Here is a 25,159-nt window from a genome sequence, read left to right on the forward strand (position 1 = left end):
TCGAGCGTGTCGGTCAGCCCGCGCTGCCGCGGCGGGCCTTCTCCAGCGCGGCCAGTGTCGACATGACGGTGGCGCGCTGACGTTGCAGGTCGCTGAGCCGGGCACGCGCGGGCAGACCCGACGACGCCTCGGCGTCGGCGATGCCGGCCTCGATGGCGGTGAGCTGCTCGAGCAGACCGGTCACGCGATCGGCGAGCACGGCGACGTCCACCGTGCTGACGGCACCCGACGGAGCGGAGGACGCCGAGCGGGACGGGGTGGTGCGGACGGCGGCGGACGCACCGGCGCGGGCCGAGGCCTTCCGGACGTCGGCGGCCGCGGGACGCTTCGGCAGGCGGACCCGGTCGAGAGCGGCACGCGCACTGCGAGCCGCGGTGCGGTGCTCGAGCTCCTCGTCGTCGTCGGACGTCACCGCGCCGCCCAGGGGACGCAGGCCGTACATGCCGATGAAGCGACGCGCCGCGTCGATCGTGTTCTCGTGTTCACGGCACTCACCGCACCGGGGCTCGTCCCGATAGATCTCGATGTCGGTCCGGCTGCCGCACCACACGCAGCCGCCGGGACTCCACCGCCGGGTGACGGGGGTGTCGTCCGCAGCGGTGTCGTGGGGTGAGGTGGTGGTCATCGTGGAGGAGGCGCCGGAGCCGAGATTTCGATCGTCGATCACGTCGAACCAGCGTAGTGCACGACACGAGGCCCGAGGAGCGGGAGCGGCTGTCGCCTCGTGCTTTTCGCGTCGTCGGTGACCAACGTCATGACACACCCGGCTCCGCTCGGTCGTGTCATCGGCGTGTCGCGTCAGCAGACTCGTCGGCCTTCCCCCGGGGCTCCCGACCGTCCATACTCGGCAGTCGTGAGCACACTCGAAGTCACGACCGTCGCCGACGGCGTGCACGTCGCGTTCGGGCCGGACGTCAACTGGACACTGTTGGTCGACGGCGAGGACGTGACGCTGGTCGACTCGGGATATCCGCGGTACGTCGGTGCGGTCGTCGAATCGCTCCGTCGTGTCGGTCGGCGTCCGGAGGACGTGCGGGCGATCCTGCTGACACACGCGCACATCGACCACATCGGCGGCGCCGGCCACTTCGCCTCGACCTACGGCACGCCGGTGCTCACCTCGGACACCGAGGCGCGGCATGCCCGACGTGAGTATCTCGAACAGGCATCGCCGCTCGACGTGGCGCGTAACGTCTGGCGCCGCGGTGCGCTCGCATGGACGGTGCGCATCGCTCGCGCGGGCGGAACCGAATCGGGCGCCGTCGCCGATGCCGAGGGGTTCGACTCGGTCGTCGGATCCGTGCCGGGTGGGCCGCTGGACCTGCCGGGCGGGCCGGTGCCGCTCGACAGTTCGGGTCACACGTCCGGTCACACCGGGTATCACGTGCCGGGTGCGGGGGCCGTTCTGTCCGGTGACGCTCTGGTCACCGGCCACGCTCTGAGCGTTCGGACCGGACCGCAGATGCTGCCGCCCCTGTTCGCGCACGACCGGCCGCGGGAGTTCGACGCGCTCGACGCCTTCGTCGGCCTGGACGCCGACGTCCTGATTCCCGGACACGGGGGAGTGCATCGCGGGTCCGTCGACGACGCGGTGCGGCGGGTACGGTCCGCACGCGCCTGAGTCGACTCCGGGTCAGCGGGGTCGCCGAATGCGGATGGGGCCCTTCGCCGTCGACGGGTCGACCACGTTCCCGCCCTGCGTGATCTCCGCCTCGCCCGCGGCGACGAGGCGGCGGGCGGCGCGGCGGACGGGTTCCATCAGGGGGCGCCAGTCGTCCGGCGCCACGTCGCGAGCCACGTCGGAGGGGCAGATCGACGAATCGCGGGCGCGACTGTCGAGCAGCCGCCGGATCGCGTCCTCGAGGCCGTCGTCGGCTCCCGCGGAGCCGGTGCGTCGGCACGCGTCGCTGCAGTACTTCACCGAGTCCCAGTCGCGTTCCCACTTCTTGCGCCACTCGATCCGTCGACCGCAGACGGCGCAGGTCTTGTCCGCCCGAGCCTCGGCCTCGCCGCTCGGCGCCTTCTTCCTGTGTGCCACCTCGTCGATTGTGCACCGGTCGGGGATAGCGTGAGCGCGTGCGCAGTCTCACGTCCTCTCTCGGCTCCCGGCGCGGTGGAGCTCCCCGGTCGTCCTCCAGCGTCGGCATGGCCAGCGGTGTCGGTGCGTACGGACTGTGGGGACTGTTCCCGGCCTTCTTCGGCGTGCTGTCCTTCGCCGGACCCGTCGAGGTCCTCGCGCACCGCATCGTGTGGACGTTGGTGCTCATGCTCGTCGTCCTGGCGATGTTGGGACGACTGTCCACGCTGCGCGGTCTCCCGGCGCGCACGTGGGGTGTGGTGGCGTTGTCGTCGGCGTTCATCTCGATCAACTGGGGCGTCTACATCTTCGCGGTCTCGCAGGACCGTGTGGTCGAGGCAGCCCTCGGATACTTCGTCAATCCGCTCGTCAGTGTCCTGCTCGGCGTCGTGGTGTTCCGGGAGCGGTTGGGCCGTGCGCAGATCGCGGCCCTCGCGCTGGCCTTCGTCGCGGTGGTCGTGCTCACCGTCGACTACGGACGGCCTCCCGTCATCGCCCTCACCCTGGCCTTCTCGTTCGCGCTGTACGGCGTCATGAAGAAGGTGGTCCGGCTCGAACCCACCACGTCGCTGACCGCGGAGGGGCTCGTGGGGGCGCCGATCGCGATCGGTTACCTGGTGGTGCTGGGCGTCACCGGGGGAGCGAGCGCCCTCTCGCTCGGGGTGCCGCACGCCCTGCTGCTCGTCCTCGCCGGGCCCGTCACCGCACTGCCGCTGCTGCTGTTCGGGGTTGCCGCGCAGAAGCTGCCGTTGGTCACCCTCGGTCTGCTGCAGTACCTGACACCGGGCCTGCAGCTCGCGTGGGGAGTGCTGGTGCTGAACGAGGACATGCCCGCGTCGCGGTGGATCGGTTTCGCGCTCATCTGGTGCGCGCTGGCGATCTTCACGGTCGACTCCGTGCGGCGTCTGCGGGCGCATCGCGTGGCGTCGGTGCCGGTCGAGGCGGCGTCCGCGGACACCCCGCGCTAGTCCTCATCCGTCACAGTCGTCACACGCCGCGTGTGCGGAGAATGTTGTCGGCCCGACGACCTAGAGTGGCTCCCGTGTCGGACTTCGTTCATCTCCACAATCACACCGAGTACTCCATGCTGGACGGGGCGGCGAAGATCGCGCCGATGTTCGCGGAGGCCCAGCGCCTGGGGATGAGCGCGGTCGGGATGACCGACCACGGCAACATGTACGGGGCCAGTGAGTTCTACAACGAGGCCAAGAAGGCCGGGGTCAAGCCCATCATCGGGATCGAGGCCTACATCGCGCCGGAGTCCCGTTTCAACAAGAAGCGCGTGCTGTGGGGAGACCGCAGCCAGAAGTCGGACGACGTCTCGGGCAGCGGCGCGTACACGCACATGACGATGGTGGCGGAGAACGCGACGGGTCTGCGCAACCTGTTCAAGCTGTCGTCCCTCGCGTCCACCGAGGGTCAGCTGGGCAAGTGGGCGCGCATGGACGAGGAGATCATCGCCAACCACGCCGAGGGCATCATCGCCACCACCGGTTGCCCGTCCGGCGAGATCCAGACCCGGCTTCGTCTGGGCCACGAGCGTGAGGCGCTCGAGGCGGCGGCCAAGTGGCAGGAGATCTGGGGCCCCGACAACTTCTTCCTCGAACTGATGGACCACGGTCTGTCGATCGAGCGGAGGGTGCGAGAAGGACTGCTGAGCATCGGGGAGCAGCTCGGCATCCCGCCGCTCGCGACCAACGACTGCCACTACGTCACCAAGGACGCGTCGGTCAATCACGAAGCGCTGCTGTGCATCCAGACCGGTAAGACGCTGAGCGATCCCACCCGGTTCAAGTTCGACGGCGACGGCTACTACCTCAAGTCCGCGGAGGAGATGCGCGCCCTCTGGGACGACGAGGTGCCCGGCGCGTGCGACTCCACGTTGCTCATCGCCGAACGCGTCCAGTCCTACGACGAGGTGTGGGAGCACCGCGACCGGATGCCGGTGTTCCCGGTGCCGGAGGGCTACACGCAGGGCACCTGGCTCCGCAAGGAGGTCATGGACGGCCTGCACCGCCGCTTCCCCGACGGTCCGACGGAGGAGTACCTCTCCCGTGCGGACTACGAGATCAGCGTCATCCTCGAGATGGGCTTCCCTGCCTACTTCCTCGTCGTCGGTGACCTCATCAACCACGCCAAGGAGGTCGGCATCCGCGTCGGCCCCGGTCGAGGTTCGGCGGCCGGGTCGCTCGTCGCCTACGCGATGGGGATCACCAACATCGACCCGCTCCCGCACGGTCTGCTGTTCGAGCGGTTCCTCAATCCCGAGCGCGTCTCCATGCCCGACATCGACATCGACTTCGACGATCGCCGACGCGGCGAGATGGTGCGCTACGCCACCGAGAAGTGGGGCAGTGATCGTGTCGCGCAGGTGATCACGTTCGGCACCATCAAGACGAAGGCCGCCATCAAGGACTCGGCCCGCGTGCAGTTCGGGCAGCCGGGCTTCGCCATCGCCGACCAGATCACCAAGGCACTGCCCCCGCCCGTGATGGCGAAGGACATCTCGGTCGCGGGCATCACCGATCCGACGCACGAGCGGTACAAGGAGGCCACCGAGGTCCGCTCGCTGATCGACTCGAACCCCGACGTCGCGAAGATCTACCAGACCGCCAAGGGTCTCGAGGGGCTGATCCGCAACGCCGGCGTCCACGCCTGCGCGGTCATCATGTCCTCGGAGCCGCTGACCGACGCCATCCCGGTGTGGAAGCGTCCGCAGGACGGCGCCATCATCACCGGCTGGGACTACCCTTCCTGCGAGGCCATCGGCCTGCTGAAGATGGACTTCCTGGGGCTGCGCAACCTCACGGTCATCGGCGACGCCATCGACAACATCAAGGCCAATCGCGGCATCGACATCGATCTCGACGCCCTGCCTCTCGATGATCCGGCGACGTTCGAACTGCTCTCGCGCGGAGACACTCTCGGCGTGTTCCAGCTCGACGGCAGCGCGATGCGGGACCTGCTGCGCAAGATGCAGCCCACCGGATTCGAGGACATCGTCGCCGTCCTGGCGCTCTACCGGCCCGGTCCGATGGGCATGAACTCGCACAACGACTACGCCGATCGCAAGAACGGTCGTCAAGAGGTCAAGCCGATTCACGCGGAACTCGAGGAACCGCTGAAGGTCATCCTCGGCGAGACGTACGGCCTGGTGGTCTATCAGGAGCAGATCATGCAGCTGGCGCAGAAGGTCGCCGGCTACTCGCTCGGCCAGGCCGACCTGCTGCGGCGCGCCATGGGAAAGAAGAAGCTGTCCGAGCTGGAGAAGGCGTACGCCGGATTCCGCCAGGGCATGCTGGACAACGATTTCTCCGAGGCCGCCATCAAGGCGCTCTGGGACACCGTGCTCCCGTTCGCCGGCTACGCGTTCAACAAGTCGCACTCGGCGGGGTACGGGCTGGTGTCCTACTGGACGGCGTATCTCAAGGCCAACTACCCGGCCGAGTACATGGCCGGACTGCTCACCAGTGTCGGCGACGACAAGGACAAGGCGGCGATCTATCTCGCCGACTGCAGACGGCTCGGCATCACCGTGCTGCCGCCGGACGTCAACGAGTCCGAGCTCAACTTCGCCTCGGTGGGCGAGGACATCCGCTTCGGTATGGGCGCGGTGCGCAACGTGGGCGCCAACGTCGTGGCGTCCATCATCTCGGCGCGCAAGGAGAAGGGGAAGTTCACCGACTTCTCCGACTACCTGGCCAAGATCGATGCGACTGCCTGCAACAAGAAGGTCACCGAGTCTCTCGTCAAGGCCGGTGGTTTCGATTCGCTGGACCATCCACGCAAGGGTTTGATGCTGATCCACGCCGACGCGATCGACTCGGTGCTGGGCACCAAGAAGGCGGAGGCCATCGGCCAGTTCGACCTGTTCGGCGGCGTCGACGCCGACGAGTCCATCACCTCCGTCTTCAACGTGAAGATCCCGCCCGAGGAGTGGGACAGCAAGCACCGTCTCGCTTTGGAGCGGGAGATGTTGGGGCTGTACGTGTCCGGGCATCCGCTGAACGGAGTCGAGCACGTGCTCGCGGCTCAGTCGGACACCGCCATTCCCACGATCCTCGAGGGCAGTCTGAAGGACGGCACGCAGGTCACGGTGGGCGGCATTCTGGCGTCGGTCAACCGACGGGTGAACAAGAACGGTCTGACCTGGGCGTCCGCCCAGCTCGAGGATCTCACCGGCGGTATCGAGGTGCTGTTCTTCCCGCAGGCGTACTCCGTGTTCGGTGCGGACGTCGCCGAGGACGCCGTGGTGCTGGTGAAGGCCAGGGTGTCGGCTCGGGACGATCGGATCTCGCTCATCGCGAACGACATCGCGGTTCCCGATCTGTCGTCCGTCGGTGTCGCCAAGCCCGTCGCCGTCAGCTTGCCGACGCGTCAGTGCACCGCGGACAAGGTCGGGGCGCTCAAGCGGGTGCTGGCCAGCCATCCCGGCACCACCGACGTGCACCTGCGCCTCATCAGTGGCGACCGGGTCACCATGCTCAAGGTGGACGAGAAGCTGCGCGTCACACCGTCATCGGCGCTGATGGGCGATCTCAAGGCGCTGCTCGGACCCGGCTGCCTCACCGTCTGACGCTGCCTCACCGTCTGACGACGGCCGACCGCTCGACGGCTGCCGCGAGGTAGGCATCGGGATCGACGCCGAACGGGTTGTCCCGCAAGCCCTCCGCGATGACGTCGCGGTAGCGGTCGGCCGGCACTCCGCGTTCTCGCACGTGGCTCGACGTCAGAGTCATCGCCGGGACGCCGTCGATGTCGTCCAGGCGCAGCGCCGCGTCGTACTTGCCGCGGTGCGGCTCGGGGGACACCTCGACCGGCAGCAGCGCCCACGCTCCCGGCCGTGTCGGTAGGGACGCGCGGACGTCGAGTGTCTGCTCCGTCTGCGCGTTCTCCACCGTCGAGATGTGGTCGAGGGCGGCCCAGTCGAGCAGGTAGGCGCGGGCGATGCTGTCGGAGTCGGGGGAGGGTGTGAGCGAGAGGAACGCGGACGCTCCGGTCCACCGGGCCGAGACGCCGGCGAAGTACACCGCATGCGGCACGGTGATCCACCGGTGTTCGCGAGGAAGCGAGAGTGTCCGCGGGGCGGCGTGCGCACCGAATCTGCTGTCGGCCGCGGAGCCGCCCAAGTAGGCGTCGAGGCGTGCGGGCAGGGTGTTCGAGCCGTAGCCGACGTACCAGACGAGTTCGTGACTGTTCACAGGGACGGACGGTACCGTCGGATCGTCACGTCGAACTCGACCGAGAGGGATGATCCCATGATCACGAACTTCATCAACGCCGTGCTCGAACTCGTCGGTGGCATTGCCGCCGGAAGCAGCGGTCTCTACCTGGCCCCCGGTGTCCTGCCGTTCGGTTCCTGACATACGGCCGGACCACACGAACGCCGACGGGGCGCCCACGTGGAGTGGGCGCCCCGTCGGTGTCTGTCCGTGATCAGTGTCGGGTGCGGAACCGCTCGGTCGCGCCGAGGGCCCACCACAGCGTCACGCCGACAGCGGCGGAGGTGAGGACTGCCGTCTGCATGCTGACTGTCAGTGCGAGAGCGGCGAAGAGGATGACGGCGACCATGATGCTCTCGAGCTTGTAGAGCGGCCAGTCGGTGCCGGCCACGTCCACGGTACGAACGCTCGTCGAGTGCCGCGGGCGTGTGAACTGCAGGTCGACCGTGGTCATATTCGCCTCCCGAACCATTCGTGTTCCGTGTGCCGTGCGTTGGTCCCCAGGCTACACGTACATGGAAGTTAGGGCGACCGAAACCTCCTGATCACCCTGCGGATGGTTGCCGGAGACCGCCGAGGTGTGTGTACTGGGATCATGCCGCTGCACGGAGAGTACGAGCCGAGTCCGTCCACCTGGGCCGCCGATCAGGCCGACCTGTACGAGAGCTCGGGAGGGACCGAGGGCACCGAGATGCGGGGGATGCCCGTCATCCTCCTCACGACCATCGGGAACAAGACGGGCAAGCTCCGTCGGACCCCTCTGATGCGCGTGGAGCACGACGGTGCGTACGCCGCCGTCGCGTCGCTCGGCGGCGCGCCGAAGCACCCCGTCTGGTACTTCAACGTGCTCGCGAACCCCCACGTCGAACTGCGGGACAAGACCGAGAAGTGGGACATGGTCGCGCGCGAGGTCCACGGCGAGGAGAAGGCGCAGTGGTGGGAGCGCGCGGTCGCGGCCTACCCCGACTACGCGGACTACCAGAAGAAGACCGACCGCGAGATCCCTGTCTTCGTGCTCGAGCGGGCCTGAGCGCAGATTCGTCACCCCCGCCGGCGGCCGCTCCGCAGGTGAGGGTGGGTCGGTGGTCGTCGCACCACCGTGGCAGCATGTCCGTGTGACCGAGACGACGAGCCGTACCGACGCCGCTGCGCCGACCGCAGACGACATCGATGCCGCGGCCGTCCGGCTGCGGGACGTGGCCACCCGCACCCCGCTCGAGTTCTGCGAGCGGTTGTCCGAGCAGACGGGTGCGCGGATCCACCTCAAGCGCGAGGATCTCCAGCGCGTGCGCTCGTACAAGTTGCGCGGCGCGTACAACCTCATGCTGCAACTCGACGACGACGAGCGTGCGGTCGGTGTCGTGGCGGCGAGCGCCGGCAATCACGCGCAGGGTGTCGCGTTCGCGTGCCGGGCGCTCGGCATCCGCGGTCGCATCTACGTGCCGACCAACACCCCGAAGCAGAAGCGCGATCGCATCGCCTTCCACGGCGGCGACATGGTGCAGGTCATCAGCGTCGGTTCCACCTTCGATGCGGCCGCGGCGGCCGCCCTCGCCGACGTCCGCACCACCGGTGCCACCATCGTGCCGCCGTTCGACGACCCGAGAACCGTGGCGGGACAGGGAACCATCGCCGCGGAGATCCTGGAGCAACTCGGTGCCGCTCCGGACGTCGTCGTGGTCGCGGTGGGCGGTGGTGGGTGCATGACGGGCATGTCGGCGTACCTCGCCGAGCGGTCGCCGAACACCTCCGTCGTCGGTGCGGAACCCACCGGCGCCGCATCCATGGCGGCGGCGCTCATGGCCGGCGGCCCCGTCACACTCGACGAGATCGACCCGTTCGTCGACGGCGCCGCCGTGCGCCGGATCGGCGATCTCCCGTACCGGGTCGTGTCGTCGCTCGGCGCGACCGTCGCCTCGCATGCCTCGGTGACGGTCGGTGCGGGCCACGACGGACGCGGGTCGGTGGTGGTCACGCAGGTGGACGAGGGTGCCATCTGCACCGCGATGCTGGATCTGTACCAGAGTGAGGGCATCATCGCCGAACCCGCCGGAGCGCTGTCGGTGGCCGCGCTGTCGCAGATCGACATCCCGGCCGGCTCGTCCGTCGTGTGCCTGATCTCGGGCGGTAACAACGACGTCTCGCGCTACGGGGAGATTCTCGAACGGTCGCTCGTGCACAAGGGGCTCAAGCACTACTTCCTCGTCGATTTCCCGCAGGAGCCGGGCGCACTGCGCACGTTCCTCGACGTCGTTCTCGGTCCGGAGGACGACGTGACGCTGTTCGAGTACGTCAAGCGCAACAATCGCGAGACGGGTGCCGCGCTGGTGGGTATCGAGCTCGGTTCGGCCGCGGGCCTGTCGTCCCTCCTCGAGCGGATGGAGACGTCGCCGATGCACGTCGAGCATCTCGAGCCCGGGTCTCCCGCATACCGCTACCTGACCTGAGTCATCCGGCCGACCCCTGACCGCTCGGGTCGACACTGCTCGAACCGCCACCGAGGAGCCGTTCGACCACGTCACGGTGCAGGTCGGGCGGTGTGTGGGGGAGGCCGAGCAGCGCGGCGAGATAGATGCCGTCGCCCACCAGCCGCACGATCTCGGCCTGCACCGGATCGGTCACCTCGCGCTGCAGCGCGCGGTCCCACATGCCCATGACGTCGATGACGGCCTGCTGCACCTCGCCGGGTCTGCCGTCGATGCTGCGCAGCGCGGCGAGAGTGGAGCGGTAGAGCGCCACCTCCTCGGCGGACGAGGCGTCCGGTGGCTGGAGATACCACTGCGCCAGCGAGGTGCCGGCGGCCTCCGCCTCGACGCGTTGGACGTCGGATCGTTCACCGAGGCGACGCACCAGCGCGGCCATCATCGCGTCCTTGCTGGGGAAGTGGTACAGCAGACCGCCTTTCGAGACGCCGGCCCGAGAGGCCACCGCCTCGAGGGTGGCCTTGTCCGTGCCGTCGTCGAGGAGCAGCGTCTCGAGGGCGTCCAGGATGCGGTCGCGTGTGTCGGCTGCCATGACACGCACTGTACCGGCCGGACGGTTGTTGCTACGCTGTCGGTGTCCGTCGACTGTACCGTCCGGACGGTAAACGAAAGAGGTGCCTCGTGTCCGTGTCCCCGGCAGCGTCCGTGCAGCCGAATCCCGACGATCTCGTACCGGCCGGCGCCACCCGCCGCGACTGGCTCGGTCTGGTGGTGCTGGCCGGTGCCGTGATGCTCATCGCCGTCGACGGCACCGTCCTCGACATCGCGCTGCCGTTCCTCAGCGCGGATCTCCGCCCGAGCAGCACCGAGCTGCTGTGGATCATCGACGTCTACTCGTTCGTCCTCGCCGGCCTGCTGGTCACCATGGGCACCGTCGGCGACCGCATCGGACGACGGCGGTTGCTCCTGATCGGCGCGGTCGGTTTCGGGCTGTCCTCGGTGCTCGCCGCCTTCGCGGTCGACCCCGCGATGATGATCGCGGCCCGTGTGCTGCAGGGCATCTCGGGTGCCACGTTGATGCCCGCCACCCTGGGCCTGATCCGCACGATGTTCCAGGTGCGCCGTGAACGCACGCTCGCGATCGGTGTCTGGGGTGCCATGGCCGGCGGCGGCGCGGCGGCGGGTCCTCTGGTGGGCGGGTGGCTTCTCGAGCACTTCTGGTGGGGCTCGGTCTTCCTGATCAACGTGCCGATCATGATCGCGCTGGTCGTCGTGGGTCCGTTCACCATCCCGGAGTCCAAGGATCCGGAACCGGGCCGATTCGACGTACCCAGCGCCGCGCTGTCGATCCTGGCCATCGTTCCCGTCGTCTACGCGATCAAGGAGACCGCGGCTCACGGGCCGCACCCGTCGATGATTCCGGTCGCGCTGGTCGGTCTGGCCGCGGGCACCGTCTTCGTCCGCCGGCAGGGCCGACTCGCCGCTCCGATGATCGACCTGACGCTGTTCGCGCAGCGTCGCTTCGCGACGGCCGTCGCGACGAACCTGCTGTCCGTCTTCGCGCTCGCGGGAGTGCTGTTCTTCGGCTCGCAGTACCTGCAGTCGGTTCTCGGCACGTCCCCGCTGGAGGCCGGTCTGATCATGCTGCCGGGAACGGCGACGAGCATCGTCGCGTCGCTCGCCGCCGCACATCTCGTACGCCGCTGGGAGGCGGGCACCGTTCTCGCAGTGGGACTCGGGGTCTCCGCGGCGGGGGCACTGCTCCTGACACGTCTCGGTCAGACCGACGGCATCCCCGTGTTCATGGCGTCGTTCGTCCTGGTCGGTGTCGGCGCGGGCCTCGCGCTGACGCTGACGTCGGATCTGGTGGTCGCCTCGGTTCCCGCGCCGCGCGCCGGCGCAGCGTCCGCAATCTCCGAGACGGCGTACGAACTCGGGATCGCCCTCGGCGTCGCGTTGCTCGGTTCGGTGGTGATGGCCGTGTTCCGTGGCGGTATCGACACGTCGGCGCTCGACCCGGACACCGCGTCGGGTGCCCGCGAGACCATCGGCGAGGCGGTCTCGCTCGCGCGGACGCTACCGGCGGAACTCGGTGACGCTCTGACCAGTTCGGCCGGCGCCGCCTTCGTCGACGGGATGCACGTCGCGGCGGTGGCCACCGCGATCGTGCTCGCCGCCAACGCTCTCCTCGTGGCTCTGGCTCTGCGTGGCTCGGACGCCGGCGACGCGCGGGCCGAGCCGGAAAGTCACTCCAGCAATACTCACTCCAGCACGACGAAGGAGTGACCCGGAACGGTCGTCGCCGACGCGGTCGCGTTCGGCGTCGGCTCGTCCCACCACAGCAGCGGTGAGCCGCCCACCGGCACTGTCACCGGCGAGTCGGTGAGGTTGCACGCGATACTCAGACCACGGCCCGCGGTGGGGTGCGCCCGGTGGATCACGATCCATCGGGCGTCCTCGTCGTAGTCGACGTGCACGCCGGTCAACCACGGGTTCGTGATCTCGGTGCGCTGGGCGCGCAACGCCAGAAGTGCTCGGTAGCAGTCGAGTACGCGGGCGTGATCACCCTCGGTGACCTCGTCCCAGTTCAGCTTCGAGTTCTCGAACGTCGCGGGATCCTGCGGGTCGGGGATGTCCTCGCTGTCCCACCCGTGGGACGCGAACTCGGCCTTGCGGCCCTTCGCGGTGGCCTCACCCAGCTCGGGTTCGGGATGGGAGGTGAAGAACTGGAACGGGGTGGAGGCGTCGAACTCCTCACCCATGAAGAGCATCGGGGTGAAGGGGGACAACAGGATCAGCGCCGCCTTGACCGCCAGCTGCCCCGGCGTGAGTGAGAAGCCGGGACGATCGCCGATTGCGCGGTTGCCCACCTGATCGTGCGTCGTGGTGTACGCGACGAGCGAGCTCGCCGGGAGCACCCGTCGGTCCAGGGGTCGACCGTGCACGCGGCCACGGAAGGTCGAATACGTCCCGGCGTGGAAGAAGCCCTGCGTGATGGTGGTCGCGAGGCACTGCATCGAGCCGAAGTCACCGAAGTAGCCCTGACGTTCGCCGGACACCGCTGCGTGCACGGCATGGTGGACGTCGTCGTCCCACTGGGCAGTGAGGCCGTACCCGCCGCCCGCCCGGGGAGTGATGAGCGTCGGGTCGTTGAGGTCACTCTCCGCGACCAGGCTCAGGGGCCGACCGACGTGCGCCGACAGGGCCTCGGTCTCCACGGCGAGCTGCTCGAGGATGTGGGTGGCCGTGGTGTCGGCCAGGGCGTGCACCGCATCGAGACGTAGCGCGTCCACGTGGAACTGCTCGAACCACCGCAGTGCGTTGTCGATGATGTAGCGACGCACCGTGTCCGACTCCGCGCCGGCCACGTTGACCGTCTGTCCCCAGGAGTTCGCACCCTCGGACATGTACGGGCCGAACTTCTCGAGGTAGTTGCCCGACGGACCCAGGTGGTTGTAGACCACGTCGAGCGTGACGGCCAGCCCCCGGGCGTGGCAGGCGTCGACGAACCGCTGGAAACCCTCCGGACCGCCGTAGCCCTCGTGGACGGTGTACCAGAGGACGCCGTCGTAGCCCCAGTTGTGTGTCCCGTTGAAACCGTTGACGGGCATGACCTCCACGAAGGTCACGCCGAGGTCGACGAGGTGATCGAGTCGGTCGATCGCCGCGTCGAACGTCCCCTCCGCGGTGAAGGTGCCGATGTGCAGTTCGTACAGCACGCCGCCCGCCAGCGGGCGACCCGTCCACGCGTCGTCGGTCCACGCGAAGGTGTCCGCGGAGTACAGCGCCGACGCCTCGTGCACGCCGTCCGGCTGCCGCGGCGAGCGCGGATCCGGGATCACCGCATCGTCGTCGTCCAGGACGAAGCCGTACCGGGCACCGTCGGCGGCGGGCACCTCGGCGCTCCACCACCCGTCCTTCTCGGTCATCGGGTGCAGGTCGCCGTCGAGGTGCAGTCGGACCCGCTCGGGTGTGGGTGCCCAGACCGCGAACGTCCGGGGTCCAGTGGTGCGGGAAGCGGCGCGAACCGGAGTGCTCATGGACGCATCCTTACCCAGTAGCCGGGCCACCGACACCGGACCGGCGGGGGAGTTGCACCACACCCGGGTCGTCGGGTTCTGTCGCGGTGGTCGCGGTGAGTGCATGCTGGTGGTGTGGACGACGACATGCACGCCCGGTCCGACGACATCTACGAGCTCCCGATGTTCCCGCTCGGCTCGGTGGTACTTCCGGGGGACGACGTGCCGTTGCACGTGTTCGAGCCCCGCTACCGCGCGATGGTGCAGCACTGCCTGGACACCGAGTCGCACTTCGGGGTGGCGCTCATCGAGCGAGGCCACGAGGTCGGCGGCGGGGACGTGCGCGGCGTGGCCGCAGTGTCGATCCGGATCGACCGCGCCCTCCCCACACCGGACGGGCGCTTCGTGCTCGAGTGCCGCGGAGTCGACCGGATCCGCGTGCTGGAGTGGCTGCCGGACGATCCGTACCCGCGGGCGCGTGTCACCGCCTGGCCCGATCTCCCGGCGGGCGACGAATCGCTGGACGAGGTGTACGACCTCGTGCAGGAGCGCACCGACCGGCTGTTCGAGATCCTGACCGGGATCGCACGCTCGCGTGATCTGCCCACACCCGAGGCGCCACGTGTCGACGCGGACGGAACGCGCTCCGGCGCCGAGGTCTGGGAATTCGCGTCGTCTCTGCCGCTCGGCTCGTCCGATCGCGCGAAGGTGCTCGCGGCAGAAACGGTCGGACGACGACTCCACGTCCTCGCGACCGCCCTCGAAGACGTCATCGCGATCGCCGAGTTCTCCGCGCTGCCCGATCTCTGACCGTCCGACGACGCGGTCGGGGTCTCGATCCGACAGTCGTGGTCCGCGGTCGTTGCTCGCCCACTAGGGTTCTCGGGGCGGGGGTACGCAATCGACACAGGAGGACCCGAGTGGCTCACGAGCGAGCGGGACAACGGGCACAGGCATCGGATCTGGTCGATCTGTCGCATCTGGTGACGGCCTACTACAGCGTGAAGCCGGACGTCGAGAATCCCGATCAGCAGGTGGTCTTCGGTACCTCCGGACATCGTGGATCGTCCCTGGACGGCGCCTTCAACGAAGACCACATCGTGGCCACGACACAGGCCATCGTGGAGTACCGGTCCGCGCAGGGCACCACGGGACCGCTCTTCCTCGGTCGCGACACCCACGCGCTCTCCGAGCCCGCGTGGGTCACCGCCGTGGAAGTTCTCGCGGCCAACGACGTTGCGGTGCTGGTGGATTCGGCAGACCGCTACACGCCCACCCCGGCGGTGAGCCACGCGATCCTGCGTCACAACGCCTCGGGTCCGTCGGCGCTCGCGGACGGCATCGTCGTCACGCCGTCCCACAACCCGCCGCGCGACGGCGGTTTCAAGTACAACCCGCCGAACGGTGGACCCGCCGACAGCGACGCCACCTCCGTGATCGCGGCGCGCGCCAACGAGATCCTGCGCTCCGGTGTGTCGTCCGTGAAGCGCGTGTCTCTGGCGTCGGCACCGGCCGGGTCCGTGCAGAAGTACGACTTCCTCACCAGGTACGTGGACGATCTCCCGTCCGTCGTCGACATCGATGCCATCCGGTCCGCGGGTGTGCGCATCGGCGCCGATCCGCTGGGCGGTGCGAGCGTCGACTACTGGGCGGCGATCGCCGAGCGACACCGCCTCGATCTGACCGTGGTCAACCCGCTCGTCGACGCGACATGGCGGTTCATGACCCTGGACACCGACGGCAAGATCCGGATGGACTGCTCGTCGCGCAACGCGATGGCGTCGTTGATCGGCGCCCGGCACGACTACGACGTGTCGACGGGCAACGACGCCGATGCGGACCGGCACGGCATCGTCACCCCCGACGGCGGACTGATGAACCCGAACCACTACCTCGCGGTGGCGATCGACTACTTGTTCTCGCACCGGCCGGGATGGCCCGCCGAGGCGGCGGTCGGCAAGACCCTCGTCAGTTCCTCGATGATCGACCGCGTCGTGGCCTCGCTCGGTCGCACCCTGCTCGAGGTGCCCGTGGGGTTCAAGTGGTTCGTGCCCGGTCTCGTCTCCGGTGAGATCGGGTTCGGCGGCGAGGAGAGCGCCGGCGCCTCGTTCCTACGGACGGACGGATCCGTCTGGACCACCGACAAGGACGGCATCATCCTGGCCCTGCTCGCCTCCGAGATCACCGCGGTGACCGGGAAGACACCGTCGACCCGCTACCGGGAGCTCACCGAGCAGTTCGGTGACCCGTCCTACGCACGCACCGATGCGCCCGCGACGCGCGAGCAGAAGGCCGTGTTGGCGAAGCTGTCGGCGGAGCAGGTCACCGCGACCACCCTGGCGGGGGAGGACATCACCGCCACGCTCACCTCGGCTCCCGGCAACGGGGCGGCTCTGGGCGGACTCAAGGTCACCACGGACAGCGCCTGGTTCGCCGCTCGGCCGTCGGGTACGGAGGACGTCTACAAGATCTACGCCGAGTCCTTCCGCGGTGCGGAGCACCTCGCCGAGGTGCAGAGCGCCGCGCGCGATCTCGTGTCGTCCGTCCTGACCGGGGAGTGAGCGCCGCAGCAGGGGCCGGTGCCGGGACGCGGGGGACCGCCCCCGATCCCACCCGCGACATCTGGATCCTCGTCTCGGCCGCGTTCGTCATCGCACTCGGCTTCGGCATCGTCGCGCCCGCGCTCCCGGGGTTCGCGCTCGCCTTCGGGGTCGACGAGTTCGCGGTCACCGTCATCATCAGTGCCTTCGCGGCGACACGGCTGATCTTCGCGCCCGCCAGCGGATCGCTCGTGCAGCGCATCGGCGAGCGCCGGGTCTACCTCACCGGTCTCGTCGTCGTCGCGGTGTCGACCGGGTTGTGCGCACTGGCCCAGACGTACTGGCAACTCCTCCTCTTCCGGTCGCTCGGCGGTATCGGGTCCACCATGTTCACCGTGTCCGCGCTGGGACTGCTCATCCGGATCGCCCCGCCCGATCGCCGCGGGCGCGTCTCCGGCATGTACGCGTCGAGCTTCCTGGCCGGCACAGTCCTGGGCCCGTTCGTGGGCGGCATCGTGCTCGGTGTCGGAGGTCTGCGGGCGCCGTTCGTCTTCTACGCCGTGACGCTGGTCGCGGCCGCCGCCGTCGTCGCGGTGGGCCTGCGAACACCCGCCGCGACCACGGAGGCCGATCGGGACGCGGCGGTGGTGCTGCGGTTCGCCGACGCCCTGCGCTCCCCGACGTACCGGTCGGCCCTGCTGTCCAACTTCGCCAACGGATGGGCGGTGTTCGGCGTGCGCACGGCCATCGTGCCGCTGTTCGTCGTCGCCGCGCTCGGACGCAGCGATTCCATGGCCGCCGTGGCCCTCGCGGTGTTCGCGGTGGGCAACGCGGTGGTGTTGGTGCCGGCGGGGCGATGGTCCGATCGGTACGGGCGCAAGCCGTTCCTCGTCGCCGGGCTCCTGCTGTGCGGCGCATCGACCGCGACCATGGGCATCTCGGGATCGACGGAGGTGTTCCTCGTGATCACCTTCGTCGCCGGGCTCGGGTCCGGGCTGATCACGCCGACCCAGCAGGCGGCGGTGGCCGACATGATCGGCTCGCGCGCCCGCGGAGGCCCCGTCCTCGCCGCATTCCAGATGGCCATGGACGTGGGCTCGGTCATCGGGCCGCTGGTCGCCGGTGTACTCGTGACGGAACTCTCCTACGCGGCCGCGTTCGGGACCTCGGGTGCCATCCTGCTGATCGCCGCGGTCGGTTGGATGGTGGTACCCGACACGCGGTCCGGGCGGGTGTCGCTGACCGGGAAGCCCAGCGCGGTGACGATCGATCCGGACGGCGACTCAGGCGGTGCCGACACCGATGAGGGATCCGACGGCGTAGGTCGCCGCGACGGCGAGTGAGCCGAACAGTAGTTGGCGGAGCGCTCCGACGACGGTCGACCGCGAGGTGAAGTGCGCGGCGAGCGCGCCCGCGATCATGAGGCCCACGGCGCCGCACGCGAGCCCGAGGGCGAGGACGTCCGACCCCAGCAGGAACGGAATGATCGGAATGATCGCGCCGATCGAGAACAGGACGAAGGACGATCCGGCCGCCACCCACGGTGACGGCTTCTCAGTGGGGTCGACACCCAACTCCCGCGAGATGTGCAGATCCACAGCACGATCGGCGTCCGTGTGGATCTCGCGCGCGGCGACCGTGGCCGTCTCGGTCGACATGCCCATGTCGGTGAGCATGCCCACCAACTCCGCCTGTTCGGCCTCCGGGTACCTCGTGAACGCGGCGCGCTCGGTGCTCACCTCGGCATCGATCTGCTCGTTCTGCGTGGACACGGACGTGAACTCGCCGAGTGCCATCGAGAACGCCCCCGCGACGAGGCCGGCGATGCCGCTGAGGACCAGCGTGTGCGTCGAGACGCCCGCACCGCCGACACCCGCGATGAGCGAGGTGTTGGTCACCAGTCCGTCCATGGCCCCGAACGTGGCGGCCCGGAGCCAGCCTCCCGAGACGTCGGCGTGAGTGTGATCGATGTCGTGGGGCAGGCCGGGCCCTCCCTCGACGGGCACGGCGGACGCCTGCGGATCACGGGGCTCGATGTGGGTCACGGGGCGAATGTACGCGCGCCGGAACGTCTCTACCAGCAAGCATTGGCATACCTGACATCCAGTTCTCAGCACACTGTCAGTCGCGCGTGACACAGTATTCGCGTGAATGCCTCGAAATCGTCGTCATCGAAATCGTCGAGCAAGTACACGCCACAGAAGTCGTCGAGCACGTCGACCTATGTTCTGGGCGGTCTCGCTCTCCTGGTCATCGCGGCCGTCGTCATCGGCGGAGTGTTGTGGCAGAACTCCCGCAGCCAGCCGCGCGCCGACGGATACGGGTCCGTGCAGAATGCGGCGGTCACCTCCTCGGTCGACGACGACGGCGTGGTGCGGCTGGGTCTCCCGGAGGCGACACGCACGGTCGACATCTACGAGGACGCGATGTGCCCGTACTGCGCCGAGTTGGAGAACACCTACGGCCAGGAACTCGCGCAGAAGATCGACGAGGGCACCATCGCGGTGCGCTATCACATGCTCGACTTCCTGAATCAGTTGTCGCCCAGCGGTGACTACAGCACCCGTGCGGCCGCCGCATCGCAGTGCGTCGCCGCCACGGGCGACGGGCCCGCCTACTCAGCATTCCACTCGGCCCTGTTCTCGCCGGACTTCCAGCCGGAGGAGAAGGGCAGCGCGGACCACACCGCCGACGAGCTCGCCGCCCGCGCCACGGAGGCGGGAGCCTCCGACGAGGCGGCACAGTGCATCACCGACGGAACGCGAGTGGCGGACGCCGCCACCGACGCTGCGACGGGTAGCGCGGCGCTCGCAGCTGCCGGCGCGCGAGGCACTCCCACCGTCATCGTGGACGGCGCGATCGTCGACACCACCACCAACTCCGCCTGGGTGTCCGATCTCGGCTGACGCTGATTTGGACCTCGTCGAACCGATGGTGTAACTTCGGTCGAGCGTTCTTCGAGCGGTGCGAAACACTGTTTCTCACGGTCAGAAGAGCACGGGGCTATGGCGCAGCTGGTAGCGCACCACACTGGCAGTGTGGGGGTCAGGGGTTCGAGTCCCCTTAGCTCCACCGAGTAACGGCTCCACCGAAGTAGGCGGACACGCGAAAGGCCCCGTACCGGTCAGGTACGGGGCCTTTCGCGTGTGATGTGGTGTCAGTGCGCTGCGTCGTACGCGCTCTGCACCTCGGAGGGAATGCGCCCGCGGCTCGACACCGTGAATCCCGCGTCCACGGCCCATTCGCGCACGGCCCTGGTCTGTTCGGGACTGCGTCGTCCCATCGGCTTCGTGCTGCGTCGTCCGCTGTGCGTTCCGGCCGACACCTTCGCCGCGTGCTCGATGTAATAACCCAGAACACGTCGGAACTCGGCGGCATTGTCGGGCCCGAGGTCGATCTCGTAGTGCGTGCCGTCGACCGCGAACGTGATGTGTTCGCCATCGTCCTCGAGAGGTGTTCTGTCGATGTCGTCGACCAGCTGAACAACGACCTTCTTCGCCATGTCTTCTGCTTTCGTCGCTGAGCTCGGTTAATCACGCTTTGCCGAGACCATACCGTGTGAACCGCCCTTCCAATTCGGTCGGGGGCGCCGCGATACACGTCATTTTCTCGGGGCGCGGAGCCATTGTGCACGGATATCGCGATTCACGCTGTCCGGACTCGCGAACGGTCACGACGGGGTCACGGACGGCTACCGATCATCACACGTTCAACCAATTCGCCGTGCCATTCTTGGAAATCGCGAGAACATCGTGTCGGCGCACGTGCGCCGAGGTGGGAAGTGGGGCGTATGCGATCGTCGGTTGCACGACACTGTGGTGTCTCGATCCTCGCGGTCGCACTGGTCTCCGTGGCGGTCCCGCCGGGGGCCGCTGCGATCCCGGTGACACCGGACGCACCGCTCGCGGGCACCGTGATCTTCCTCGATCCCGGACACCAGGGAACGGGCCACGGGGAGAACCTCGCAGCGCAGGTGGACGACGGCCGGGGCGGTACGAAGGACTGCCAGACGAGCGGGATGACGGCGCTCGGCGGAACGCCGGAACACACCATCGTCTGGGACGTGTCGCAACTAGTAGCCTCGCGCCTCGAGAGTCTGGGTGCCGAGATCGTGCTGAGCCGGCCGGACGACACGGGATGGGGTGGGTGCATCACCGACCGTGCGCGGGCGGCTAGTGCATCGGGCGCCGCGGTGGCGGTGAGTGTTCACGCCGACTCCACCTCACTCCGGTCCGACGACGCGCATCACGGATTCCACGTCATCGTGCCGGCGCTGCCGGTGCCGTCCGCCGACGTCGACGAGGTGCAGTCCGGTGAGGGGCGGCGTGCATCCACCGCCATGCGGGACGCGTACGAGCGAGCCGGATTCACCCCGGCGAACTATGCGGGGGTGGACGGGCTGCAGGTGCGATCCGACGTGGCCGCCCCCGCTCTCACGACCGTCCCCGTGGTCTTCCTCGAGATGGGCAACGGGTCGAACCCGTCGGATGCCGCCGAGCTCGAGAGTGCTGAGGGTCGCGCGTCCCATGCGGCGGCGATCGCGACCGGGATCGTCGATTTCGTGGCGGGAAGGCCGGAGGCCGGTCGGTGAGGGCGGGAAGGCCGGAGGCCGGTCGGTAGGGGTGGGGAGGCTGAATCGGCTGACGTACCCTGACGCGGTGTCTCGCAGCGCTGTTCCGGTCGTCCTCGTCGCCGGGTACCTCGGATCCGGTAAGACGACGTTGCTCAACCATCTCCTCCGCCGCAATCACGGCATTCGAATCGGTGTGGTGGTCAACGACTTCGGCGCCGTGGACATCGACTCGATGCTGGTCGCCGGGCAGGTCGACTCGATGATCACCCTGGGCAACGGCTGTCTGTGTTGCGCCGTCGACACCGAGGATCTCGACGAGATGTTCGGAGCCCTCACCGCGACCAGTGCCGCCGTCGACGCGATCGTCGTCGAGGCCAGCGGTGTGGCGGAGCCACGTGCTCTCATCAGGATGGTCGTCGCGAGCACCGACTCGCGGATCCGGTACGGCGGCATGGTGATGGTCGTGGACGCCCTGCACGTACTCGAGTCGACGGCCCGGCACCAGCACCTCGCTCAGCATCTCGGACTCGCCGACCTGGTGGTGGTGAACAAAGCGGATGCGGTGGGACCCGGACGCATCGACGAGGTGCTCACGCTGGTGCGCGACGCGGCTCCCCCTGCCCCGACGGTGGTGACGTCGCACGGAGCCGTGGACGTGTCGCTCCTTCTCGATCCGCCGGAGCGCCCCGACGACGGGCCCCGGCAACTCGCGCTCGACGATCTGTTGCGGGAGCAGGACGATCCCCACGACCACCTGCACGCGAGTTACGAGACGTTCAGCGTCGAGACCAGCGACTGCCTCGATCCGCGGGCGTTCTTCGAGTTCCTCGAGAACCCGCCGCCGGGGCTGTACAGATCCAAGGGATTCGTTCGATTCGGCCGTGGCGCGGCGCGATTCGTCGTCCAGACGGTCGGCGTCCACATCGACGTCGAGACCGCCTCGTCCCGTGGAGACACCGCGCTGGTCTTCATAGGCTCGGGACTCGACGTCGCGGCGGCGCGTGCCCGGATCGAGGCGATGATCCGCACCGAGAGTGCGACCGACGCAGAATCACTCGTGGTGCACAGGTTCCTGCGCACCAGCGACCGCTAGAGCCCCACCCACTCGCTGGTGTCGCCGGGGAACTGCTGGCGCTTCCAGATCGGCACCTCGGTCTTGATGCGATCGACCAACGCCTGCAACGCTGCGAATGCTTCGGCGCGATGGGGAGACGCGACCGCGGCGACGAGAGCGGTGTCACCGATCGTCAGGTCGCCGACGCGATGCACGGCCGCCGTCGGCAGGCCGGACGACGCGGCCGCGTCCTCGCAGCAGCGACGCAGGAACTTCTCGGCGTCGGGGTGGGCTCGGTACTCGAGTGCCGACACCGACTCGCCGTGGTCGTGGTCGCGGACGACTCCCCAGAACACCAGCACGGCACCGTGTTCGGGACCCGAGACGGCGTCGGAGACCTCCGCCGGATCGATCGGATCGCTCGAGATCCGGGCGAGAACCGTTGTCATTCGTGAGCACCGCCTCCGCGTACCTGGGCGACGAGATGGTCCACGATCGGATCCAGCACCGTCAGTCCGTCCTTCACTCCGCCGGGTGATCCGGGCAGGTTCACGATCACTGTCTTCCCAGCGACGCCCACCAACCCGCGGCTGATCGAGGCGTGCACGGTGGCTGCCAGTCCCGTACGTCGGATCTCCTCCGCGACGCCGGGTAGTTCGCGGTCGAGCAGTGGCCGGGTGGCGTCGGGTGTGGCGTCGGTGGGGGAGACGCCCGTGCCGCCGGTGCTGATGATCAGGGCGGGTCCGCCGGTGAGGGCGTCTCGTAAGCCCGCGGCCACGTCGGCGTCTGCCACGACGAGAGGCCCTCGAACGTCGAAACCGCGGTCACCGAGCCACGACACGATGCGCGGTCCCGTGGTGTCCTCGCGCGTCCCGGCTGCGCCGCCGGTGGACGCGACGACGACGACCGCAGTTTGATCGCCGAGAGGCGTTGCTGTGGAGGAGGTGTCGGGCTGGTGGTCGTCGCGCGTCCACACGCCGCGCTTGCCACCCTCCTTGCGGATCAGACGCACCGACTCGATCGACGCTGCCGGATCCACGGCCTTGACCATGTCGTGCAGCGTGAGCCCGGCGATGGACACCGCCGTCAGTGCTTCCATCTCGACGCCCGTCCGCCCGGTCGTGACGGCTGTAGCCTCTATCGTGATCGTGTCGTCGGTGAAGCCGAAGGACACCGCGACCGAGGACAGCGGAAGCGGATGGCACAGCGGAATGAGATCGGACGTCCGCTTCGCTCCGGCGATGCCGGCGATGCGCGCGGTCGACAGGACATCGGCCTTCGGCATGCCGTCGGCACGCACCAGGGCGATCACGTCCCGAGTCGTCCGTAGGGACCCGGCGGCGACCGCGGTGCGCGTGGTCTCGCTCTTCCCGCTGACGTCGACCATGCGGGCCCGGCCGTCGGAGTCCAGGTGCGAGAGCCCTGTGGAGGAACTCCCGGATGAGTGCGCAGCGGATGAATCGTTCACAGCGGCCACACTCGCACACTGTTGCCCGCGGGCACCTCGACGGTGTCCGCGGGGACGTCGACCAGGACATCCGCGGCGGCCATCGACACCACCAGGTGCGACCCCGGTCCGGACGACACCACGACGCCGGTCTCCGTGAGTCGGCCCCGCAGGAACTGACGCCGTCCGGGCAGGGATCGGACTGCCTCGTCGGCGATGCGCTCGGTGACGGTCGCGTCGGGGAGGCCCGAGAGCCTCCGGATCGCCGGACGGGCGAAGACGAGGTAGGACACCAGGGTGCTCACGGGATTGCCGGGGAAGCTGATCACCGGGGTGCCGTCGAGGTCGGTCCACCCCTGCGGCCCACCGGGCTGCATCGCGACGTGGGTGAAGGTTCCCCCGCGGGGGCCGAGCACGTCCCGGACCACCTCGAAGTCGCCCATCGACACACCCCCCGAGGTGATGATCACGTCCGCGTTCTCGGCGGCCTCGGACAGCATCGCGGAGAACTCGTCGGCGGTGTCGGTACTGCGGCCGCGGAACGTCACCACGGCGCCGTCCGCGGTCACCGAGGTCGCGAGCGTGAGACCGTTCGAGTCGTACAGCTGACCGGGTCCGAGTGCACTGCCCGCCTCGACGAGTTCGGCGCCGGTCGCGATGACCGCGACCCGCAGCCGGGGGCGGACGGTGACGTCGGATCGGCCGACGGCCGTGAGAGCGCCGAGGTGACGGGGGCCGAGCGTCGTGCCGGCCGGGACGACGACCGACCCCGCCGCGATGTCGCTGCCCTGCTCCCGCACGTACTCACCCGAGCGCCGTGAGCCGAGGATGCGGACACCGTCCCCGTCCATCTCGGTGTCCTCGACGGGGATCACCGCGTCGGCGCCCTCGGGTACCGGAGCGCCGGTCATGATCTTGCGTGCCGTGCCCGACCGATGCCGTTCGTCACCGGCATCGCCGGCGGCGAGAACGCCGGTGACCGGCAGTGTGACCGGTACGCGGGCAACCGATTCCGCGTCGACCGCGTATCCGTCCATCTGGGAGTTCCGGAAGTTGGGGACGTCGATGAGGGCCTCGATGTCCGCGTGCGTCACGCGGCCGAGCGCATCGGTGAGCGGAACCGTCTCCGGGGGGCGAGCGGACCACGCGCGGGTGATCATCTCGTCGAGCCGAACGGCGTGATCCTCGACCGAGCGTGCCGACGTCGTGTGCGCATGGCCCATGCGGTCATCCTAGAGCGGGAATGAGGACGGTCGGGTTCCCGTTGCCCCGAACGGGCATACTGACGTGAACGGCGAGTGGAGGTGATCGGATGACGACGGTGAGCATGGGAATTCCCAGCCTGCCCGGTGTCGTGCGCGCGCCGTCCATGGTCGGCCGTCCGGACGTTCCGCACCTGCTGGACAGTTTCGGTCGCATCGCGCGGGACCTGCGCATCTCGGTCACCGAGAAGTGCTCGCTGCGATGCACCTACTGCATGCCGGCCGAGGGGCTGCCGAACCTGGAGTTCGAACAGCTGCTCACCGCGCAGGAGATCGCCCGCCTCGTCGGCGTCGCCGATCGACTCCTCGGTGTGCGCGAGGTCCGCTTCACCGGCGGCGAGCCGTTGGTCCGCAAGGACATCGTGGACATCATTGCCCTGACCTCTCAGCACGCACCCGGTGTCGAACTGTCGATGACCACCAACGGCATCGGCCTCGAACGCCGAGCGGAGCGTCTTCGCGAGGCGGGTCTGACCCGGGTCAACGTCTCTCTCGACACGATCGACCGCAAGCACTTCGCATCGTTGACCCGGCGGGACCGG

24 protein-coding genes, 1 tRNA gene and 1 pseudogene are annotated in these 25,159 nt (G+C 68.8%); 14 read left to right on the forward strand and 12 right to left on the reverse strand.

The annotated features are described in order from the left end of the window. Positions 1–13 precede the first annotated feature (13 nt). Positions 14–667 carry a hypothetical protein gene (locus tag BR07_RS24525; RefSeq protein ID WP_231476323.1) on the reverse strand — a complete coding sequence of 218 codons (654 nt, stop codon included), beginning with the start codon at positions 665–667 and terminating at the stop codon, positions 14–16. A gap of 186 nt (positions 668–853) precedes the next feature. On the opposite strand from BR07_RS24525, the gene BR07_RS0113330 reads away from it, so the two are divergent. Beyond that, entirely contained in the window at positions 854–1,621 is a 768-nt protein-coding gene (locus BR07_RS0113330; RefSeq protein ID WP_027505869.1) for an MBL fold metallo-hydrolase, read from the forward strand. A gap of 12 nt (positions 1,622–1,633) precedes the next feature. On the opposite strand, the gene BR07_RS27635 is transcribed toward BR07_RS0113330, so the two are convergent. Both BR07_RS27635 and BR07_RS27795 read right to left on the reverse strand, forming a co-directional pair. Next, the gene (locus tag BR07_RS27635; RefSeq protein ID WP_269320100.1) at positions 1,634–1,921 is read right to left on the reverse strand and encodes a DUF3253 domain-containing protein; all 288 of its coding nucleotides are present in this window, start codon (positions 1,919–1,921) and stop codon (positions 1,634–1,636) included. Next, positions 1,904–2,038, reverse strand: a pseudogene (locus tag BR07_RS27795) (DUF2256 domain-containing protein); the annotation flags it as partial. The pseudogene BR07_RS27795 and the gene BR07_RS27635, both read right to left, overlap by 18 nt. Positions 2,039–2,145: 107 nt before the next feature. On the opposite strand from BR07_RS27795, the gene rarD reads away from it, so the two are divergent. Both rarD and dnaE read left to right on the forward strand, forming a co-directional pair. Then, complete coding sequence (gene rarD / locus BR07_RS0113340) at positions 2,146–3,045, forward strand: EamA family transporter RarD (RefSeq protein WP_027505871.1); 900 nt, start codon at positions 2,146–2,148, stop codon at positions 3,043–3,045. 41 nt (positions 3,046–3,086) lie between these two features. Further along, on the forward strand, positions 3,087–6,653 hold the full coding sequence (dnaE, locus tag BR07_RS0113345; protein WP_051613374.1) for a DNA polymerase III subunit alpha: 3,567 nt from the start codon (positions 3,087–3,089) through the stop codon (positions 6,651–6,653). Positions 6,654–6,660: 7 nt separating this feature from the next. Here dnaE and BR07_RS0113350 read toward each other — a convergent pair whose 3' ends face one another. Further along, positions 6,661–7,278, reverse strand: a complete 618-nt coding sequence (locus BR07_RS0113350; protein ID WP_027505873.1) for a hypothetical protein — start codon at positions 7,276–7,278, stop codon at positions 6,661–6,663. Between the two features lie 235 nt (positions 7,279–7,513). Next, positions 7,514–7,753 (reverse strand): hypothetical protein, encoded by a 240-nt coding sequence (locus tag BR07_RS0113360; RefSeq protein WP_027505874.1) that lies wholly within the window; start codon positions 7,751–7,753, stop codon positions 7,514–7,516. A gap of 141 nt (positions 7,754–7,894) precedes the next feature. On the opposite strand from BR07_RS0113360, the gene BR07_RS0113365 reads away from it, so the two are divergent. After that, positions 7,895–8,329 (forward strand): nitroreductase family deazaflavin-dependent oxidoreductase, encoded by a 435-nt coding sequence (locus BR07_RS0113365; protein ID WP_027505875.1) that lies wholly within the window; start codon positions 7,895–7,897, stop codon positions 8,327–8,329. Between the two features lie 85 nt (positions 8,330–8,414). Then, the gene (gene ilvA / locus BR07_RS0113370; RefSeq protein ID WP_027505876.1) at positions 8,415–9,746 is read left to right on the forward strand and encodes a threonine ammonia-lyase IlvA; all 1,332 of its coding nucleotides are present in this window, start codon (positions 8,415–8,417) and stop codon (positions 9,744–9,746) included. A gap of 1 nt (position 9,747) precedes the next feature. Here the strand turns inward: ilvA and BR07_RS0113375 are convergent, their stop codons facing one another. Then, positions 9,748–10,314, reverse strand: a complete 567-nt coding sequence (locus BR07_RS0113375; protein WP_027505877.1) for a TetR/AcrR family transcriptional regulator — start codon at positions 10,312–10,314, stop codon at positions 9,748–9,750. 89 nt (positions 10,315–10,403) lie between these two features. Between BR07_RS0113375 and BR07_RS24530 the strand changes: the two genes are divergently transcribed. Continuing rightward, positions 10,404–12,008 (forward strand): MFS transporter, encoded by a 1,605-nt coding sequence (locus BR07_RS24530; RefSeq protein ID WP_231476325.1) that lies wholly within the window; start codon positions 10,404–10,406, stop codon positions 12,006–12,008. Here the strand turns inward: BR07_RS24530 and treZ are convergent. Beyond that, positions 11,984–13,762: a malto-oligosyltrehalose trehalohydrolase gene (gene treZ, locus BR07_RS0113385; protein WP_081821293.1), complete on the reverse strand. Its 1,779-nt coding sequence runs from the start codon at positions 13,760–13,762 to the stop codon at positions 11,984–11,986. The genes BR07_RS24530 and treZ overlap by 25 nt on opposite strands. A gap of 114 nt (positions 13,763–13,876) precedes the next feature. Between treZ and BR07_RS0113390 the strand changes: the two genes are divergently transcribed. From BR07_RS0113390 to BR07_RS24535, 3 genes are all read left to right on the forward strand, one after another. Then, complete coding sequence (locus BR07_RS0113390) at positions 13,877–14,551, forward strand: LON peptidase substrate-binding domain-containing protein (RefSeq protein ID WP_155957026.1); 675 nt, start codon at positions 13,877–13,879, stop codon at positions 14,549–14,551. A gap of 110 nt (positions 14,552–14,661) precedes the next feature. Further along, entirely contained in the window at positions 14,662–16,302 is a 1,641-nt protein-coding gene (gene pgm / locus BR07_RS0113395; protein WP_027505880.1) for a phosphoglucomutase (alpha-D-glucose-1,6-bisphosphate-dependent), read from the forward strand. Further along, on the forward strand, positions 16,299–17,624 hold the full coding sequence (locus BR07_RS24535; RefSeq protein ID WP_081821272.1) for an MFS transporter: 1,326 nt from the start codon (positions 16,299–16,301) through the stop codon (positions 17,622–17,624). Before pgm ends, BR07_RS24535 begins: the two co-directional genes overlap by 4 nt. Here the strand turns inward: BR07_RS24535 and BR07_RS0113405 are convergent. Then, positions 17,565–18,317: a VIT1/CCC1 transporter family protein gene (locus BR07_RS0113405; RefSeq protein WP_442970338.1), complete on the reverse strand. Its 753-nt coding sequence runs from the start codon at positions 18,315–18,317 to the stop codon at positions 17,565–17,567. The genes BR07_RS24535 and BR07_RS0113405 overlap by 60 nt on opposite strands. 111 nt (positions 18,318–18,428) lie before the next feature. Between BR07_RS0113405 and BR07_RS0113410 the strand changes: the two genes are divergently transcribed. Further along, positions 18,429–19,187, forward strand: coding sequence for a DsbA family protein (locus BR07_RS0113410; RefSeq protein ID WP_027505882.1), 759 nt, complete (start codon positions 18,429–18,431; stop codon positions 19,185–19,187). 93 nt (positions 19,188–19,280) lie between these two features. Then, positions 19,281–19,353, forward strand: a tRNA-Ala gene (locus tag BR07_RS0113415). Between the two features lie 85 nt (positions 19,354–19,438). On the opposite strand, the gene BR07_RS0113420 is transcribed toward BR07_RS0113415, so the two are convergent. Continuing rightward, on the reverse strand, positions 19,439–19,783 hold the full coding sequence (locus BR07_RS0113420) for a histone-like nucleoid-structuring protein Lsr2 (protein WP_027505883.1): 345 nt from the start codon (positions 19,781–19,783) through the stop codon (positions 19,439–19,441). Between the two features lie 288 nt (positions 19,784–20,071). On the opposite strand from BR07_RS0113420, the gene BR07_RS24540 reads away from it, so the two are divergent. Continuing rightward, on the forward strand, positions 20,072–20,872 hold the full coding sequence (locus BR07_RS24540; RefSeq protein WP_051613375.1) for an N-acetylmuramoyl-L-alanine amidase: 801 nt from the start codon (positions 20,072–20,074) through the stop codon (positions 20,870–20,872). 67 nt (positions 20,873–20,939) lie between these two features. Beyond that, complete coding sequence (locus BR07_RS0113430; RefSeq protein ID WP_027505884.1) at positions 20,940–21,947, forward strand: CobW family GTP-binding protein; 1,008 nt, start codon at positions 20,940–20,942, stop codon at positions 21,945–21,947. Here the strand turns inward: BR07_RS0113430 and BR07_RS0113435 are convergent. From BR07_RS0113435 to BR07_RS0113445, 3 genes are read right to left on the reverse strand one after another with little or no spacing between them, the layout of a single operon-like run. Next, on the reverse strand, positions 21,944–22,357 hold the full coding sequence (locus BR07_RS0113435; protein WP_027505885.1) for a molybdenum cofactor biosynthesis protein MoaE: 414 nt from the start codon (positions 22,355–22,357) through the stop codon (positions 21,944–21,946). The two genes, BR07_RS0113430 and BR07_RS0113435, sit on opposite strands and share 4 nt — an antisense overlap. Beyond that, the gene (moaCB, locus tag BR07_RS0113440; RefSeq protein WP_269320097.1) at positions 22,354–23,376 is read right to left on the reverse strand and encodes a bifunctional molybdenum cofactor biosynthesis protein MoaC/MoaB; all 1,023 of its coding nucleotides are present in this window, start codon (positions 23,374–23,376) and stop codon (positions 22,354–22,356) included. Before moaCB ends, BR07_RS0113435 begins: the two co-directional genes overlap by 4 nt. Further along, a complete protein-coding gene (locus tag BR07_RS0113445; protein ID WP_027505887.1) occupies positions 23,373–24,578 on the reverse strand; it encodes a molybdopterin molybdotransferase MoeA in 1,206 nt (401 codons plus the stop codon). Before BR07_RS0113445 ends, moaCB begins: the two co-directional genes overlap by 4 nt. A gap of 89 nt (positions 24,579–24,667) precedes the next feature. Between BR07_RS0113445 and BR07_RS0113450 the strand changes: the two genes are divergently transcribed. Beyond that, positions 24,668–25,159: radical SAM protein (locus BR07_RS0113450; protein WP_037185725.1), on the forward strand; the 492-nt coding region annotated here is incomplete at its 3' end.

It is taken from the genome of Rhodococcus sp. UNC23MFCrub1.1, assembly GCF_000686025.1.
In the GTDB taxonomy this organism is placed as follows: Bacteria; Actinomycetota; Actinomycetes; order Mycobacteriales; family Mycobacteriaceae; genus Rhodococcoides.

Excerpts from the sequence above, each read along its gene's own strand:
- rarD (WP_027505871.1), top strand. The coding sequence starts at position 2,146 with ATGGCCAGCGGTGTCGGTGCGTACGGACTGTGGGGACTGTTCCCGGCC.
- dnaE (WP_051613374.1), top strand. The coding sequence starts at position 3,087 with ATGTTGTCGGCCCGACGACCTAGAGTGGCTCCCGTGTCGGACTTCGTT.
- BR07_RS0113360 (WP_027505874.1), bottom strand. The coding sequence starts at position 7,753 with ATGACCACGGTCGACCTGCAGTTCACACGCCCGCGGCACTCGACGAGC.
- BR07_RS0113365 (WP_027505875.1), top strand. The coding sequence starts at position 7,895 with ATGCCGCTGCACGGAGAGTACGAGCCGAGTCCGTCCACCTGGGCCGCC.
- BR07_RS0113375 (WP_027505877.1), bottom strand. The coding sequence starts at position 10,314 with ATGGCAGCCGACACACGCGACCGCATCCTGGACGCCCTCGAGACGCTG.
- treZ (WP_081821293.1), bottom strand. The coding sequence starts at position 13,762 with ATGAGCACTCCGGTTCGCGCCGCTTCCCGCACCACTGGACCCCGGACG.
- BR07_RS0113420 (WP_027505883.1), bottom strand. The coding sequence starts at position 19,783 with ATGGCGAAGAAGGTCGTTGTTCAGCTGGTCGACGACATCGACAGAACA.
- BR07_RS24540 (WP_051613375.1), top strand. The coding sequence starts at position 20,072 with ATGCGATCGTCGGTTGCACGACACTGTGGTGTCTCGATCCTCGCGGTC.
- BR07_RS0113435 (WP_027505885.1), bottom strand. The coding sequence starts at position 22,357 with ATGACAACGGTTCTCGCCCGGATCTCGAGCGATCCGATCGATCCGGCG.
- BR07_RS0113445 (WP_027505887.1), bottom strand. The coding sequence starts at position 24,578 with ATGGGCCATGCGCACACGACGTCGGCACGCTCGGTCGAGGATCACGCC.